Annotated in this window: 17 protein-coding genes; 12 read left to right on the top strand and 5 right to left on the bottom strand. The window is 71.0% G+C overall.

Annotated elements, in window-relative coordinates; all coding sequences use genetic code 11:
* Positions 1–49 precede the first annotated feature (49 nt).
* A complete protein-coding gene (locus tag P3T41_RS22450; RefSeq protein WP_280691788.1) occupies positions 50–1333 on the top strand; it encodes an adenylosuccinate synthase in 1284 nt (427 codons plus the stop codon).
* A gap of 173 nt (positions 1334–1506) precedes the next feature.
* Positions 1507–1914: a GNAT family N-acetyltransferase gene (locus P3T41_RS22445; protein WP_280691787.1), complete on the top strand. Its 408-nt coding sequence runs from the start codon at positions 1507–1509 to the stop codon at positions 1912–1914.
* A gap of 68 nt (positions 1915–1982) precedes the next feature.
* On the opposite strand, the gene P3T41_RS22440 is transcribed toward P3T41_RS22445, so the two are convergent.
* Positions 1983–2939: an NADP-dependent oxidoreductase gene (locus P3T41_RS22440; RefSeq protein WP_280691786.1), complete on the bottom strand. Its 957-nt coding sequence runs from the start codon at positions 2937–2939 to the stop codon at positions 1983–1985.
* A 96-nt stretch (positions 2940–3035) separates the two neighbouring features.
* Here P3T41_RS22440 and P3T41_RS22435 point away from each other — a divergent pair, with 96 nt between their 5' ends.
* The 5 genes from P3T41_RS22435 (at position 3036) to P3T41_RS22415 (ending at position 6815) form a co-directional block, all read left to right on the top strand.
* Entirely contained in the window at positions 3036–3455 is a 420-nt protein-coding gene (locus P3T41_RS22435) for a helix-turn-helix domain-containing protein (protein WP_280691785.1), read from the top strand.
* Positions 3456–3611: 156 nt separating this feature from the next.
* Positions 3612–4235, top strand: coding sequence for a hypothetical protein (locus P3T41_RS22430; RefSeq protein WP_280691784.1), 624 nt, complete (start codon positions 3612–3614; stop codon positions 4233–4235).
* 113 nt (positions 4236–4348) lie between these two features.
* Positions 4349–4579: an antitoxin gene (locus P3T41_RS22425; RefSeq protein WP_280691783.1), complete on the top strand. Its 231-nt coding sequence runs from the start codon at positions 4349–4351 to the stop codon at positions 4577–4579.
* A complete protein-coding gene (locus P3T41_RS22420) occupies positions 4566–4913 on the top strand; it encodes a type II toxin-antitoxin system PemK/MazF family toxin (RefSeq protein WP_280691782.1) in 348 nt (115 codons plus the stop codon). The genes P3T41_RS22425 and P3T41_RS22420 overlap by 14 nt, the downstream gene beginning before the upstream one ends.
* A gap of 66 nt (positions 4914–4979) precedes the next feature.
* Positions 4980–6815: an NHL domain-containing thioredoxin family protein gene (locus P3T41_RS22415; protein WP_280691781.1), complete on the top strand. Its 1836-nt coding sequence runs from the start codon at positions 4980–4982 to the stop codon at positions 6813–6815.
* Positions 6816–6873: 58 nt separating this feature from the next.
* Here P3T41_RS22415 and P3T41_RS22410 read toward each other — a convergent pair whose 3' ends face one another.
* Both P3T41_RS22410 and P3T41_RS22405 read right to left on the bottom strand, forming a co-directional pair.
* Positions 6874–8181 (bottom strand): M18 family aminopeptidase, encoded by a 1308-nt coding sequence (locus tag P3T41_RS22410; protein WP_280691780.1) that lies wholly within the window; start codon positions 8179–8181, stop codon positions 6874–6876.
* 232 nt (positions 8182–8413) lie between these two features.
* Positions 8414–10243 (bottom strand): acyl-CoA dehydrogenase, encoded by a 1830-nt coding sequence (locus P3T41_RS22405; protein ID WP_280691779.1) that lies wholly within the window; start codon positions 10241–10243, stop codon positions 8414–8416.
* 269 nt (positions 10244–10512) lie between these two features.
* Here P3T41_RS22405 and P3T41_RS22400 point away from each other — a divergent pair, with 269 nt between their 5' ends.
* The 3 genes from P3T41_RS22400 to P3T41_RS22390 all read left to right on the top strand — a co-directional run bounded on the left by P3T41_RS22400 (position 10513) and on the right by P3T41_RS22390 (position 13274).
* The gene (locus tag P3T41_RS22400; RefSeq protein ID WP_280691778.1) at positions 10513–11049 is read left to right on the top strand and encodes an SseB family protein; all 537 of its coding nucleotides are present in this window, start codon (positions 10513–10515) and stop codon (positions 11047–11049) included.
* 148 nt (positions 11050–11197) lie between these two features.
* Positions 11198–12145 (top strand): pirin family protein, encoded by a 948-nt coding sequence (locus P3T41_RS22395; protein ID WP_280691777.1) that lies wholly within the window; start codon positions 11198–11200, stop codon positions 12143–12145.
* A gap of 247 nt (positions 12146–12392) precedes the next feature.
* Positions 12393–13274, top strand: coding sequence for an LLM class F420-dependent oxidoreductase (locus tag P3T41_RS22390; RefSeq protein ID WP_280691805.1), 882 nt, complete (start codon positions 12393–12395; stop codon positions 13272–13274).
* Between the two features lie 20 nt (positions 13275–13294).
* Here the strand turns inward: P3T41_RS22390 and P3T41_RS22385 are convergent, their stop codons facing one another.
* Entirely contained in the window at positions 13295–13789 is a 495-nt protein-coding gene (locus P3T41_RS22385) for an FBP domain-containing protein (RefSeq protein ID WP_280691776.1), read from the bottom strand.
* A gap of 63 nt (positions 13790–13852) precedes the next feature.
* Here P3T41_RS22385 and P3T41_RS22380 point away from each other — a divergent pair, with 63 nt between their 5' ends.
* The gene (locus P3T41_RS22380) at positions 13853–14431 is read left to right on the top strand and encodes a TetR/AcrR family transcriptional regulator (protein WP_280691775.1); all 579 of its coding nucleotides are present in this window, start codon (positions 13853–13855) and stop codon (positions 14429–14431) included.
* 53 nt (positions 14432–14484) lie between these two features.
* Entirely contained in the window at positions 14485–15177 is a 693-nt protein-coding gene (locus P3T41_RS22375) for an SDR family NAD(P)-dependent oxidoreductase (RefSeq protein ID WP_280691774.1), read from the top strand.
* Positions 15178–15210: 33 nt separating this feature from the next.
* On the opposite strand, the gene P3T41_RS22370 is transcribed toward P3T41_RS22375, so the two are convergent.
* Positions 15211–16032: a protein phosphatase 2C domain-containing protein gene (locus P3T41_RS22370; RefSeq protein ID WP_280691773.1), complete on the bottom strand. Its 822-nt coding sequence runs from the start codon at positions 16030–16032 to the stop codon at positions 15211–15213.
* Between the last annotated feature and the right edge of the window lie 50 nt (positions 16033–16082).

Here is a 16082-nt window from a genome sequence, read left to right as displayed (position 1 = left end):
GCATACTGCGGCCTACGCAGGATGCCCCAACCGGAAGGGGTGTACGCCTGTGCCGGCACTCGTGCTCGTTGGTGCCCAGTGGGGAGACGAGGGCAAGGGGAAGGCCACGGACCTCCTCGGCGGCTCCGTCGACTACGTCGTTCGCTACCAGGGCGGCAACAACGCCGGTCACACGGTGGTCATCGGCGACCAGAAGTACGCGCTGCACCTGCTGCCTTCCGGCATCCTGAGCCCCAACGTCGTGCCGGTGATCGGCAACGGCGTGGTGATCGACCCGGGTGTGCTGCTGGCCGAGCTGGCCGGGCTGAACGAGCGCGGCATCGACACCTCCAAGCTGCTGATCTCGGGCAACGCCCACCTGATCACGCCCTACCACCGCACCCTGGACAAGGTGGTCGAGCGCTTCCTCGGCAAGCGCAAGATCGGCACCACCGGTCGCGGCATCGGCCCGGCCTACGCCGACAAGATCAACCGGATCGGCATCCGGGTCCAGGACCTGTTCGACGAGTCGATCCTGCAGCAGAAGGTCGAGGCCGCGCTGCACGACAAGAACCAGATCCTGGTCAAGCTCTACAACCGTCGCGCGATGCCGGCCGACCTGGTGGTCCAGGAGTACCTGGCCTACGCGGAGAAGATCCGCCCGTTCCTGGCCGACACCACGCTGGTGCTCGACCAGGCGCTGAAGGCGAACAAGGTGGTGCTGCTGGAGGGCGGCCAGGGCACCCTGCTGGACGTGGACCACGGCACGTACCCGTTCGTCACCTCCTCCAACCCGACCTCGGGCGGCGCCTGCACCGGCGCCGGTATCGGCCCCACCAAGATCGACCGGGTGATCGGCATCCTCAAGGCCTACACCACCCGGGTCGGCTCGGGCCCGTTCCCGACCGAGCTGCTGGACGCGGACGGCGAGGCGCTGCGCCGGATCGGCGGCGAGCGCGGTGTCACCACCGGCCGTGACCGCCGCTGCGGCTGGTTCGACGCGGTGATCGCGCGCTACGCGACCCGGGTCAACGGCCTGACCGACTTCTTCCTCACCAAGCTGGACGTGCTGACCGGCTGGGAGCAGATCCCGGTCTGCGTGGCGTACGAGATCGACGGCAAGCGCGTCGAGGAACTGCCGTACAACCAGTCGGACTTCCACCACGCCAAGCCGATCTACGAGAACCTGCCCGGCTGGAGCGAGGACATCAGCAAGGCCCAGACCTTCGCCGACCTGCCGAAGAACGCGCAGGCCTACGTGAAGGCGCTGGAGGAGATGTCGGGCGCGCCGATCTCGGCGATCGGCGTCGGCCCGGGCCGCACCGAGACGATCCAGATCAACTCGTTCATCTGACGCTTCGCGCGCACAAGGGCCCCGCACCTCGGTGCGGGGCCCTTTTCGTCGCGTCCGTTTTCACTTTTGTACTAGATCAATAGAACATTGCATCTAGTACTTACCCCGGCTACCGTGGCGGCCATGAGCGCGAAGACCCTGTCGCGCGTCAACTGATCAGAGGAGTAGCCCCCATGTGGAAGTGCGAGGTCGTCGACGGCACGGAACTGGACGTCGAGGAGGTGGCCGCGCTCTACCGGGCCTCCACCCTCGCCGAACGTCGACCGGTCGAGGACGGCGCCCGTTTCGCCGGCATGGTCCGCGGGGCGAACCTGGTGATCACCGCGCGGGCAGCCGGTCAGCTCATCGGCATCGCTCGCTCCCTGACCGACGGCGTCTACGCGACGTACCTGTCCGACCTCGCCGTCGACCAGGCATTTCAGCGTCAGGGCGTAGGCCGCGCCCTCATCCAGGCGACCCGCGACGCCGCGCCACAGGCTTCCCTCGTGCTGCTGGCCGCGCCGGCGGCGGTCGGGTACTACCCGCGCATCGGGTTCACGCAGCACAACTCGGCATGGGTCATGGAACGCGCGGCCGGCTGACGAGCGGCCGACCGCCGGCCGAGGCCCGTCGGTCGAGGCCCGTCGGTCGAGGCCCGTCAGTCGAGGGTTCAGTCGAGGGTGAGGACCACCTTGCCCTGGGTGCGGCCCGAGCCCACCAGCTCGAAGGCCTGCGCCACCTCGGCCAGCGGCAGCCGCGCGGCGACCTCCACGCGCAGTTCCTTGCGCTCGATCAGCTCGACCAGGCCGCGCAGCCCGAGCTGGTCCGGCTCGACCAACACGTCGGTGATCCGCAGGCCCCTCGCCCGCGCCTGCTCGGCCGCCTGCGGGTCCACCCCGCCCGGCACCGCCACCAGCAGCCCGCCCTCGCGCAGGGTGCGCAGCGAGCGCAGCTGGTGCTCGGGGTCGCCGATGTTGTCGACCACCAGGTCGAGCTCCGCGACCGCCTCCTCGAACGGACCCGCCGTGTAGTCCAGCACCTGGTCCACACCGAGCGAGCGCAGGAAGTCGTGCTTGGCCGCCCGCGCCGTCCCGATCACGTACGCGCCCCGGGCCTTGGCGATCTGCACCGCGAGGTGGCCCACCCCGCCGGCGGCCGCGTGCACCAGCACCCGCTGGCCGGGCGACACCTGCGCGGTGTCCACGATGATCTGCCAGGCCGTCAGCCCGGCCAGCGGCAGCGCGGCCGCCTCGGCGTGGCTCAGCGCGACGGGCTTGCGCACCCAGTGGCGCGAGGGTGCGGTGACGTACTCGGCGAAGGCGCCGGCCAGCCGCGGGAAGTTGGGCATCCCGAGGACCTCGTCACCGACCGTGAGCGTGGTGACCCCGAAGCCGACCGCCACCACGGTGCCGCTGACGTCCCAGCCCAGCGTGTAGGGCGGCTCGCCGTAGTACCAGGCCAGGCCCTCGCCCCGGCTGGTCTTCACGTCGACCGGGTTGACCCCGGCTGCGTGCACCTTCACCAGCACCTCGGTCGGGCCGGGCTCGGGGCGGTCGGTGCGGGCGATCCGCAGGACCTCGGGAGTGCCGAAGAGATCCTGGGTCACGGTGTTCATCTGCGTCGTCATGGCCCCAGCCTGCTTCGGCCGGCCCGCCGACCGGTAGACGGCACCTGCGGGTGCCTGCTCGGAATACCGGCCGCCACCCCGCGGGTTGCCGCGTTCATGAACGACGACGACCAGGACCCCTGCCCCTGCCGCCCGCTGCTGGACCGCCTGGGCGACCGCTGGTCGGCCCTCCTGCTGGTGACCCTGCAGCAGGGTCCCGCCCAGTACGGCGACCTGCACCGCCGGATCGGCGACATCAGCCGCAAGATCCTCACCGAGAAGCTGCGCAGCCTGGAGCGCGACGGCCTGGTCACCCGCACCGTCCTGGGCGGTCCCGTGCTGCGGGTCCGCTACGAGCTCAGCCCGCTCGGCCTGAGCCTGGCCGAACCGCTGGACGCCATCCGCGGCTGGATCGACCGGTACCAGCCCTCCGTCGAGGCGAACCAGCGCGCCTACGACGCGGCCAACCCCGCCCCGGGCGTCACCGAACTGCGGCGGCGCCGCGCGGTGCCGCAGCTGCAGCTCGCCCGGGGCTGACCGAGCGCGAGGTCGTGGCGGCAGTGGCGGCAGCATCCGCTGACGACAGCACGGGGCAGTCCGGTGAGCCGGTCCGGGGGAATCATGACGAGCAGGGCCCAGCGGCGCCGACGCCCACAGCCAGGACGCCGCACGGTCGAGCCGGACCGGCGAGTGGTGTCGCTGCTCGCCAAGGCGGGGCCGGACGGCGTTCCCGCCCGGGTCGGTCGACGACGGATCCGCACCGGGCACGCGATGCTGGCGCTGGCCACGGCTACGGGCATCTGCCTTCCCGCCCTGCTGGAACGCTTCGGCGCGATCGGCACCGGCGCGCCCCTGGTGGGTCTGTGCACCACCCTCGTGGCGGCCGTGCTCCTGCCGGCGCTGCATGACACCTGGACCGTCGCGCAACACGGTCCGGATTCCCTGCTGGCCAGCGCTCGGACCCTGCTGGGCCCCCGGACCGTGGATCTCGCCGAACTGACGCGCATCCGCCGGGTGCGCATGCCCGGCAGGAACGGAGGGATCGACCAGCTCTGGCTCACCGACCGCTCGGGCATCTTCCTCCTGACGGACGACCCCGGAGTCATTGCCTCGGTCGCCTCGCTGGTCGGCCACGAGCAGCCAGTCGAGCCGAACGTCCGCGTCTCCAGATCGGCGGCAGTGCTGCTGGGCCTGGAAACACCCGGTCGCGCCTACCGAGTCGCCCGCGTTGTGCTCGACTTCGCCGTGGGACTCTACGCACCGGGCGCCGCCGCCGGCCTGGGCGCCTTGGCCACCTGGGGCCTCGCGGTCGCGTGAGCATGGTCCGGACCGACCGGCCCCGGGCAGCGGTGCTACCGCCAGCGCTCGATAGTGCTACCACTGACGGCCATGAGTAGCAGTGCAGGTAGGACCGCAAGTAGAATATCGGCATGAAGATCAGCGTCAGCCTGCCCGAGGCGGATGTCGCCTTCCTTGACGAGTACGGGGCCAAGACCTCCAGTGACTCGCGCTCCGCCGTGATACACGCCGCGATCGAACTGCTCCGCGCCGCCCAGTTGGAGGACGACTACCAGCAGGCATGGCAGGAGTGGGGACGGGACGAGTCCACCTCCCCGTGGGAAGACACCATGGAGGACGGCCTCTCCGATGCTGCGCGGTGACATCTACCTGATCGACTTCGACCCGGTGCGCGGGAGCGAGGCGAACAAGGCCCGGCCCGCCGTCATCGTCTCGAACGACTCCGCCAACCGGTCCGCCGGCAGGCACGGCCGCGGCGTACTGACGGTTGTGCCGATTACCTCCAGCACAGACCGGGTCTTCCCCTTCCAGGTCCTGCTCGACGCCGCCTCCTGCGGGCTCGACCACGATTCCAAGGCGCAGGCCGAACAGGTCCGCGCCGTCTCGGTCGAGCGCCTGCTGCACCGGCTCGGTTCACTCTCGCCGGCGCTGCTCGCCCGACTCGACGCCGCGCTGCGCCTGCACCTCGCCCTGTAGCCGACGGGTCAGCGCGCCCCGAGGCCGGCGGAATGCCGTGGTACGTCGGTGCGGTTGGATGAGGACATGGCTTCTCGTGCACGTGTCCGCGCCCCTGAACTCGTCGGCGCCGGTGGTTGGCTCAACACCGGCGGCAAGGATCTGACCCTTGCCGACCTGCGAGGCAAGATCGTCGTCCTGGATTTCTGGACCTTCTGCTGCATCAACTGCCTGCACGTCCTGGACGAGCTGCGCGAGTTGGAGGAGCGGCACCGCGACACGGTGGTGATCGTCGGGGTGCACTCGCCCAAGTTCGTGCACGAGGCCGAGCACCAGGCGGTGGTGGACGCCGTGGCGCGGTACGAGGTGGAGCACCCGGTGCTGGACGACCCGGCGCTGGCCACCTGGAAGCAGTACGCGGTGCGGGCCTGGCCGACGCTGGTGGTGATCGACCCCGAGGGGTACGTGGTCGCGCAGCACGCGGGTGAGGGGCATGCGCACGCGATCGAGCGGCTGATCGAGGAGTTGGAGGCCGAGCACGAGGCGAAGGGGACGCTGCGGCGCGGGGACGGCCCGTACGTGGCGCCGGAGCCGGTGGCGGGGGCGCTGAAGTTCCCGGGCAAGGCCGTGCGGCTGGCGGACGGCCACTTCCTGGTGGCCGACTCGGGGCACCACGCGCTGGTCGAGCTGGCCGAGGACGGCGAGACGGTGGTGCGGCGGATCGGCGACGGCGAGCGCGGGCTGGTCGACGGGGCCGAGCCGCGGTTCAGCGAGCCGCAGGGTCTGGCGCTGGTGCCGGCCGGGCTGGAGCTCGGGTACGACGTGGTGGTGGCCGACACGGTCAACCACGCGCTGCGCGGCGTGCGGCTGGCGGACGGCACGGTGACCACGCTGGCCGGCACCGGCAAGCAGTGGTGGCAGGGCTCGGCGACCGAGGGCCCGGCCCGCGAGGTGGACCTCTCCTCGCCCTGGGACGTCGCCTTCTTCGACGGCCGGGTGTGGATCGCGATGGCCGGGGTGCACCAGCTCTGGGCCTACGACCCGGTGGCCGGCACGGTCGGCGTCGCGGCCGGCACCACCAACGAGGGCCTGGTCGACGGTCCGGCGGCCGACGCCTGGTTCGCCCAGCCCTCGGGCCTGGCGGTCTCGGCGGACGGCGAGAAGCTCTGGGTGGCGGACAGCGAGACCTCGGCACTGCGATGGGTTTCACGTGAAACACGGTCCGTGCACACCGCCGTCGGCACCGGTCTCTTCGACTTCGGCCACCGCGACGGCGCCGCCGAACAGGCGCTGCTCCAGCACCCGTTGGGCGTCACCGTGCTGCCGGACGGCTCGGTGGCGATCGCCGACACCTACAACCACGCGCTGCGCCGTTACACGCCGCCGACCGAGGAGGGGGCCACCGGCGAGGTCAGCACGCTGGCCACCGACCTGCGCGAGCCCTCAGGGGCGGTGCTGGTGGACGGGGACATCGTGGTGGTGGAGTCGGCCCGGCACCGGCTGACCCGGCTGCGACTGCCCGAGGAGGCGGTGCGGGTCGAGGCGGTCGCGCACCGCACCCAGCGCGCCGCGACCGAGGTGGCCCCGGGCACGCTACGCCTGGACGTGGTCTTCACCGCGCCGAGCGGCCAGAAGCTGGACCTGCGCTACGGTCCCTCGACCCGGCTGCTGGTCAGCGCCACCCCGCCCGAGCTGCTGGTCTCCGGCGCGGGCCCGGACACCGCGCTCTCCCGCGAGCTGGTGCTCTCCCCCGAGGTGACCGAGGGCGTGCTGCACGTCTCGGCGATGGCGGCGTCCTGCGACGACGACCCGGCGATCGAGTACCCGGCCTGCCACGTGCACCAGCAGGACTGGGGGGTGCCGGTGAAGCTGGTGGCGGGCGGCGCGACCCGGCTGCCGCTGGTGCTGGCGGGGATGGAGTGACGGATGGTCAGGGGGTGGCGGAAGCCGCCCCCTGACCAGGCGTCAGGCCGCTGGGAGGTCAGCCCTCCATGAAGGCCTTCAGCGCCGAGGCCAGCAGGTACGGGTCCTCGGCGCCGCACAGCTCGCGCGCCGAGTGCATGGACAGCGCGGCGATCCCGCAGTCCACCGTGGTGATGCCGAGCCGGGCCGCGGTGATCGGGCCGATCGTGGTCCCGCAGGGCATCGCGTTGTTGGAGACGAAGACCTGCCACGGCACGCCCGCGCGCTCGCAGGCCTGAGCGAAGATCGCCCGGCCCACGCCGCTGGTGGCGTACCGGTTGTTGACGTTGACCTTGAGGATCGGCCCGCCGTTGGGCATCGGCTGGTGCCCCGGCTCGTGCCGCTCGCTGTAGTTGGGGTGGACGGCGTGCGCCATGTCCGAGGAGAGACAGACGGTGCCGGCCATCGCCCGGGCCCGGTCCTCGACGCTGCCGCCGCGCGCGTGGACGCTGCGCTCCAGCACGTTGCCGAGCAGCGGGCCCTGCGCGCCGGTGTCCGACTCGCTGCCGGTCTCCTCGTGGTCGAAGGCGGCCAGCACCGGGATGTACGGCAGGCTGCCGGCGCCGCTCCCGGTGGCGGTGGCGACCAGCGCGGCGGTCGCCGCGTGCACCGAGAGCAGGTTGTCCAGCCGCGGCCCGGCCAGCAACTCGCGGTCGCGGCCCAGGTAGGCGGGCGGCTGGACGTCATGGGTCATCAGATCCCAGCCCGCCACCTGGTTCGCGTCCAGTCCGGCACGCTCGGCGACGTAGGAGATCAGGCTCCCCTCGTCCACCTGACCCAGACCCCAGATGGGAGTCAGATGCCGCTGCTTGTCCAGCTTCAGCCCGTCGTTGACGCCGCGGTCGAGGTGGATCGACAGCTGCGGGACGCGCAGCAGCGGCTCGTCCAGTTGCACCAGCCGGGTCGACCCGTCGCGCAGCACCAGCCGGCCGGAGAGCCCCAGATCCCGGTCGAGCCAGGTGTTCAGCGGCACCCCGCCGTAGATCTCCACCGCCACCTGGCGCCAGCCGACCGAGCCGGTGTCCGGCACGGGCTTGACCCGCAGGTTGGGCGAGTCGGTGTGGGTGCCCACCACCCGGAACGGCGTGGCCGGGACCGCTGCCTCGGGAACGAACCAGGCGATCAGCGCACCGCCCCGCACGACGTACTTCCCGCCGGCCGTGCCCTCCCACATGTCGGTCTCGGCGACCTGCCGGAAGCCCGCCTTCTCCAGGCGCTCGACCGCACCGGCCACGGCGTGGAACGGGGACGGGGCGGCGGCCAGATACGCGATCAGGTCGTCGGTGTGGGTCCGGTCGAAGTAGACCGGGCGGTCGGCGGTCGACATGCTGCTCCTGGGTCGAGGGGTTGCGGGGAGCCGGTGGGGAAAGGGGCCTCCCACCCGAGCATATGCCCGTACATCGTCAGGACGGTCAAGAGTAGGTATTGCGCACCGCCACCGGGCACACACCGGGCACCCGGCCCCCGCGCGGGGCCCTCAGAAGCACTGTGGGGCCCGCGCTTTCGCGCGGGCCCCACAGTGCTGAGGGTTGGTCAGGCGGTCTTCAGGAGCCGTCGGCTCAGAACGCGTCCTCGGCCAGCTCCATGACGTCCAGGTCGACGCTCTCGGCGATCAGCCGCTGGGCGCTGACGGTCGGCAGGATGGTGCGGGCGAAGAACTGGGCGCCGGCCACCTTGCCCTGGTAGAAGGCGAGCTCCTTGCCGGTGGCGCCGGCCTCGATCTTGGCCAGCGCGACGGCGGCCTGGCGCAGCAGCAGCCAGCCGACCACCACGTCGCCGGAGACCAGCAGCAGACGGGTCGTGTTGAGACCCACCTTGTGCATGTTCTTCACATCGTGCTCGACCGCGGAGAGGTCGGCGAGCAGCTTGCCGACGATGGCCTCCAGGTCGCCGGCGGCCTTGCCGAGCAGCTCGCGCTCGCCGGCCAGGGCGTCGCCGCCCTCGCCCGCGCCGAGGAACTTCTGGATCTGCTCGGAGACCGCGGTGAGCGCCTGGCCGCCGTCCTTGACGATCTTGCGGAAGAAGAAGTCCAGGCCCTGGATCGCGGTGGTGCCCTCGTAGAGGGTGTCGATCTTGGCGTCCCGGATGTACTGCTCGATCGGGTACTCCTGCAGGAAGCCGGAGCCGCCGAAGGTCTGCAGCGACTGCGCGAGCTGCTCGTAGGACTTCTCCGAGCCGTAGCCCTTGACGATCGGCAGCAGCAGGTCGTTGAGGCGCTCGGCGGCCTCGTCCTTCTCGCCGCGCAGGCGGGCGGCCATCATGTCGTCCTGCACCGAGGCGGTGTAGAGGACCAGCGCGCGCATGCCCTCGGCGTAGGCCTTCTGGGTGAGCAGCGAGCGGCGCACGTCGGGGTGGTGCGTGATGGTGACGCGCGGGGCGTTCTTGTCCATGAAGTTGGCGATGTCGGCGCCCTGCACGCGCTCCTTGGCGTACTCCAGCGCGTTCAGGTAGCCGGTGGAGAGGGTGGCGATGGCCTTCGTGCCGACCATCATCCGGGCGAACTCGATGATCTTGAACATCTGGCGGATGCCGTCGACGGTCTCGCCGACCAGCCAACCCTTGGCCGGGTGCTTGGCGCCGAAGGTCATCTCGCAGGTGTTGGAGGCCTTCAGGCCCATCTTGTGCTCGACGTTGGTGGCGTAGGCGCCGTTGCGCTCGCCCAGCTCGCCGGTCTCCCAGTCGAAGTCGAACTTGGGGACGATGTAGAGGCCCAGGCCCTTGGTGCCCGGCTTGCCGCCCTCGGGGCGGGCCAGCACCAGGTGGATGATGTTCTCGGACATGTCGTGCTCGCCCGAGGTGATGAAGCGCTTCACACCCTCGATGTGCCAGGAGCCGTCCTCCTGCTTGATCGCCTTGGTGCGGCCGGCGCCCACGTCGGAGCCCGCGTCGGGCTCGGTGAGCACCATGGTGGCGCCCCAGAGCCGCTCGGTCATCAGCTTGGCGACCTTCTGCTGCTCCTCGGTGCCCTCGTCGAAGACGACGCCCGCGAAGGCCGGACCGGAGGAGTACATCCAGATGGCCGGGTTGGAGCCCAGGATCTGCTCGGCGTAGGCCCAGATCAGCGAGGACGGGGTGACCTGGCCACCGATCTCGGCCGGGATGCCCAGGCGCCACCACTCCGCGTCCATGTACGCGTTGTAGCTCTTCTTGAAGGTCTCCGGGATCGGCGCGGTGTTGGTCTCCGGGTCGAAGACCGGCGGGTTGCGGTCGGTGTCGATGAAGGAGGCGGCCAGCTCGTTCTCGGCCAGGCGCGAGATCTCGCTGAGGATGCTCTTCGCGGTGTCGACGTCCATGTCGGCGAACGGCCCGGTGCCGTACACCTGGTCGCGGCCGAGCACCTCGAAGAGGTTGAACTCCACGTCCCGCAGGTTGGACTTGTAGTGACCCATGACCGTTTCTCCGGTTCGTCGCTTCCGGGTGTGCCCATTGCTGCTCGGACGCCTTCATACTGGGACGCCCCTACCCGCCAGTAGACATCATGATGCTACCGGTTAGTAACTTCTTCAAGCCTTTCACGGTGAAACCGGCGTGAACGTAGTCACGTCGCGGACGCCGTCCATCGGGTCCCGCATCCGTGGGATCCCGACAGGACCATCCCAGCGCACCTTGTCCGGTTCGCCCGCCCCGCGCGGCGGGCGCGGTTCGCTAGCCTGTCCGTGTGTACGGCTACGAGCAGAGCGCGAACGGCGGCTACCCGGGCAACCCCTACCAGCAGGCGGGGCAGCCCGGCATGGGCGGCATGTACGGGCAGCAGGCCTACGGCACGCCGACCGGCGCCGGGGCAGCATACGGCGAGCAGCAACAGGCCGCCGGACAGTCGCTCTACCCCGAGCCCTCGCCGCCCTCGCTCGCGGACGCGGTGCGCGCCTTCACCACCGGCTCGATGCCGGTGGAGGACTTCCAGGCGATCTTCATCACCTCCAAGGTGCACTGCCCGCGCGGCGACCGCCCCGGCTTCCTGGCGCTGCACAACACGCCGACGCCGGTGATCCCGATGTTCAGCTCGGTCAAGGAGCTGCGCCGGTACGCGGGCAAGGAGTCCAAGTACTTCACCGTCTCCGGCGCCGAGGTGCTGGACCTGCTGCCGACCGGCTACGGCTTCGCGCTGGACATGGAGGGCGACCACCGGATGGTGTTCGACGCCAAGGCCGTGGAGCAGATGGTCGACTTCACGATGCGCCGGATGTACGGCTGACCCAGCCCCCTCGCGCGCCCCAGCTGCCCTCGTCGTCCACGGCGGGGGCAACTTCTTGACGTCATGGTTGAAGATTCAACTTGCTTCTTGTTGAGCATTGAACTAATCTCTGGGTTGCAGGCCAAGCACCCCCGAGAAGGAGGCCGACATGCCCGCCGTGACCGTCGAGAACCCGCTCGTTCTGCCGCGTATCGCGGTCCCCACCGAAGGCGCCCAGCCGCGTCCCGTGCTGGCGGTGTCGACCGCCCTCAGTGGCTTCGAAGGCGAGGGCTTCCCCGTCCGCCGCGCCTTCGCCAAGATCAACCAGAAGTACCTGGACCCGTTCATCATGATGGACCAGATGGGCGAGGTGGACTACGCGGCCGGTGAGCCGAAGGGGACCCCTTGGCATCCGCACCGCGGCTTCGAGACGGTCACCTACATCATCGACGGCACCTTCGTGCACCAGGACTCGCACGGCGGCGGTGGCGTCATCACCGACGGCGACACCCAGTGGATGACGGCCGGCTCCGGCCTGCTGCACATCGAGACCCCGCCGGAGTCGCTGGTGATGTCCGGCGGCCTCTTCCACGGCTTGCAGCTGTGGGTGAACCTGCCGGCCGCGGACAAGATGATCGCGCCGAAGTACCAGGACATCCGGGGCGGCAACGTGAAGCTGCTCGCCTCGCCGGACGGCGGCGCGCTCGTCCGACTCATAGCCGGTGACATCGGTGGCCACCAGGGCCCCGGCGCCACGCACACGCCCATCACCATGATCCACGTGTCCGTGAACCCCGGCGCCGAGGTCACGCTGCCGTGGCGGCCCGACTTCAACGGCCTGGCCTACGGCCTCGCCGGCAGCGGCTCGGCGGGCCAGGAACGGCGCCCGTTCCACATGGGACAGGCCGTCGTCTTCGGCGAGGGCGACTCCCTCACCATCCGCGCGGACGACACCCAGGACTCCCGCAGCGCCAACTTCGAGGTCGTCCTCCTGGGCGGCGAGCCGATCCGGGAGCCGGTCGCCCACTACGGCCCGTTCGTGATGAACAGTCACCTCGAGCTGCAGCAGGCGATGGAGGACTTCCAGTCGGGGAAGTTCGGGCATCCGATCGACTGATTGTCGGTCAACTTGACTGAGCGGCAGCTATATTGACCAGCTGCCGCCCTTTCCGGTTTCTTGGGGGAACCATGAGCCGGTTTTGGGAAGCAGATCCAATCGCCGTACTGCTGCGGCCTGTTTGATGCGATCGTGGCTCGGTGGCGCTTCCGGCTACCAGCCGTTCGTGTCAGCCGAACAGATTCGGCTCCAGACGCGGTAGCGTCGGCCTGCTGCCCGTTCACTCCGCCCTGTGGGGGTATCCGCCATGAAGCTCGGCCTGCACTACTGGAAGTACTCGACGCCCGAGGACCCCGCCAAGATCGCCTCGACGCTCGCGCGTACGGCGCGGATCGCCGAGCAGGCGGGGGTCGACCGGTTCACCGTGATGGATCACTACTTCCAGATGGAGACCCCGCACTCCACCGCCGAGGAGCCGATGCTGGAGGGGTACACCACGCTCGGCTACGTGGCGGCGGTGACCGAGCGGATGCAGCTCGGTCTGATGGTCACCGGTGTGATGTACCGGTACCCGGGGCTGCTGGCGAAGATCGTCAGCACGCTCGACGTGCTGTCCGGCGGCCGTGCGCAGTTGGGGCTCGGCGCCTCCTGGTACGAGCGGGAGCAGCGGGCGCTCGGGGTGCCGGTGGTGCCGGTGAGCGAGCGGTTCGAGCGGCTGGAGGAGACGCTGCAGATCTGCCTGCAGATGTGGAGCGAGGAGAACGGGCCGTACGAGGGTCGGCACTACCAGCTGGCCGAGACGCTCTGCGTGCCGCAGCCGCTGCGCAGCCCGCGGCCGCCGATCATGATCGGGGGCAGCGGCGAGAAGAAGACGCTGCGGCTGGTGGCCAAGTACGCCGACGCGTGCAACCTGTTCGGCACCGGCGTCGCGGACGTCGCGCACAAGCTGGAGGTGCTGCGGGCGCACTGCGACACCGAGCAGCGCGACTACGCGGCGATCGAGAAGACGGTGATGTGCAGCCGCAGCCCGGTGCTCGGCGATCTGGACACCTTCCTGAGCGAGGCCGAGCAGTTGGCGAAGCTGGGCGTCACCGAGTTGCAGGTGGTGCCCGAAGCGGGCCAGGACCCGGTCGAGTTCGCGCAGCAGATCGCCGAGCACCTGCTGCCGCGGCTGGCCCGGATCGGCTGACCCGCCGAGCAAGAAGTCGTTCAGGCGAAGAGCTTCGCCACGAACGCCTCCAGGTTCGCCACCATCCTCTCGATCTGCTCGGCCTGGCTCAGCGACTCCTCGAAGCGCGCGCCAGGCTCGGGCAGTTGCTTGCCGCGCACGTAGAGCGAGCAGGCCAGGTCGGTGCACATGTAGGCACCGACCGAGTTGCCGTCGCGGCCGCCCTGACCGGCCTTGCGGGCGGACATCAGCGAGACGCCGCTGCCCGGGTGGGTGGTCAGGCAGAGGCTGCACATGCTGCGGCGCAGGAAGCCGCGCTGCTGGGCCGAGTAGCGCAGCGTGACGCCGGTCGGCCCGTCCGCCCGGGGCAGCACCAGGTAGGCGCGGTCGGGGGCACCCGGATCGCGCCAGCCCAGGAAGTCCAGGTCGTCCCAGGGGCGTTCGTCCAGATCGCGCGGGACTGCCAGGCGCTTCGCCTCGCCCTTGGAGCAGTTGACGAATGACGTGCGAATATCCTGCTCGGTCAGTGCCTTCATGAGGACGACGCTATGTTGCCTATACTTCCTAGGCAACTGGTTAATGACCATAGGAGACAGTGGATGCCCCGAGCCGGACTGACGGCCGAGCGCGTGGTGCTGGCGGCGGCGGAACTCGCCGACCGGGTCGGTCTGGACGGCGTCACCCTGTCCGCACTGGCGCGCGGCTTCGGGGTCAGGGACGCCAGCCTCTACTCGCACGTCAGGAACGTCCGGGACCTGCGCACCCGGCTCACCCTGCTGGCCGGCGGCGAGCTGACCGACCGGATCGCGCTGGCGGTGGCCGGGCGGTCCGGCAAGGAGGCGCTGGCCGCCTTCGCCCAGGCCTACCGGGAGTACGCGCTGGCCCATCCGGGCCGGTACGCGGCCAGCCAGCTGCCGATGGACCAGGCCCTGCTGGCCGCCTCCCCCACCGCCCAGCGCTCGATCGAGATCACCTACGCGATGCTGCGCGCCTATGACCTGGCCGACCCGGAGCTGATCGACGCCGGCCGAATGCTGCGCGCCACCCTGCACGGCTACGTCACCCTGGAGGCGGCCGGCGGCTTCGGGCACGCCCGTCCGGTGCAGACCTCCTGGGAGCGGGCCATCGACGCGCTGGACCTGGTGCTGCGGCGGTGGCCGGCCGCGAACAGCCGCTGACACAACGTCAGATCACGCTGGACAGCGGGCCGTCGCTGATCCAGGCTGAAGCCATGAGCGACGCACCTGTGGCCGTGGTGACCGGCGGCAATCGTGGGATCGGGCTGGAGACCTGCCGCCAACTCGCCGCCCTGGGGCACCGGGTGGTGCTGACCTCGCGGGACGCCGGCAAGGGCGAGGCCGCCGCCCGGCGACTGGGCGGCGAGGTCGAGGCCTACGAGCTGGACGTCACCAGCGTGACGGGCGCCGAGGCGCTGGCCGAGCATCTCGCCGCGCGGTACGGGCGGCTGGACGCGCTGGTGAACAACGCGGGGATCAACTACGACACTTGGCAGCGGGTCTCGACCGCCGATCTGGCTCAGGTGCGGGAGACCGCCGAGACCAACCTGTACGGACCGTGGCAGCTGGCCCAGGCGCTGCTGCCGCTGCTGCGGGCCTCGCGGCACGGGCGGATCGTCAACGTCTCCAGCGGGGGCGGCGCGCTCGCCAGCCTCGGCCCGAGCACCCCGGCGTACTCGATCACCAAGCTCGCGCTGAACGGTCTGACCCTGATGCTGGCCGCCGACCTGCGCCAGGACGGCATCCTGGTCAACGCGGTCTGCCCCGGCTGGGTCGCCACCGACATGGGCGGCAGCGGCGGCCGCCCGGTCGCCGACGGCGCGGCGGGCGTGGTCTGGGCCGCCACCCTGCCGGACGGCGGCCCGAGCGGCGGGTTCTTCCGCGACCGGGCCCGGATCCCCTGGTGAGCCGCCGACCAGGGGCTGCCTGCGGGCGGGGCCTCAGATGATCGCGTAGAGCGCGCTGGCGTCGTCCTGGGCCTTGCCGCGCGGCAGCCGCTCGCAGCGCGGGTCCGCCGCCTCGACCTCGCGGACCCGGTCGATCAGCGCCGCCGGACCGGCGTCGGCCAGCAGGCGCAGCGCCTCGCTCCAGTCGCCCAGCGCGAACCGCTCGGCGTAACGGGCGGCGCCGTCGGTGACCGCGGCCAGCGCGCGCAGCGAGTCGAGCCGGACGAAGCCGGTCTCGGCATGTGCGACGGCCTTCGGGCTGGCGGCGGCGATCCACGGGCCGCGCCCGGTGTTGCGCACGGCGCGCACCGCGAGCGCGTAGCGCAGGTGCAGCGCGGCGCGCTCGGCGCTGCCGTGCTCGGCCTCGACCAGCGAGCGGCGCAGGCTCTCGCCGGCCGGGAAGGGCTGGTTGTCGCCGATCACCCGGGGCGGGCCGCTCTTCGGTTCCAGGACCAGCAGCGAGTCGCCGAGCACCAGGTACTCCAGCGAGGGGCCGTGCAGCCGGGCCGCGACCACCATGGCGGCCGGGGTGCCCGGGTGGGCCAGGTCGCAGCGGCCGCCGTGCAGCGCGGCCGTCTCGACGATCGCGTCGGCCAGGCACTCGGTGATGCTCCGGTCCGACCGGTCGGTCAGCCGCGCCAGCAGGTGCACGCCCAGCCGGCGGGCGTACCAGGCGGTGCCGTGGCGGCAGCCGGACTCCATGCCCTCCGGTGAGCTCGATCCGTCGAGCAGCACCAGGGCCTCGGGGGTGGCCGCGGCGAAGTCCTCGTTCTCCCGCCCCGGCTGCGCCGGCTGACCGGCCAGTTGCACCTGCATGCCGTCAGTGTGCGCGGCCGAGCGGCCGTAGCGACAGCCCTCGGCAGGGG

The organism is Kitasatospora sp. GAS204B (genome assembly GCF_029892155.1).
In the GTDB taxonomy this organism is placed as follows: Bacteria; Actinomycetota; Actinomycetes; order Streptomycetales; family Streptomycetaceae; genus Kitasatospora.
This window is presented reverse-complemented; position numbering and strand designations above follow the sequence as displayed.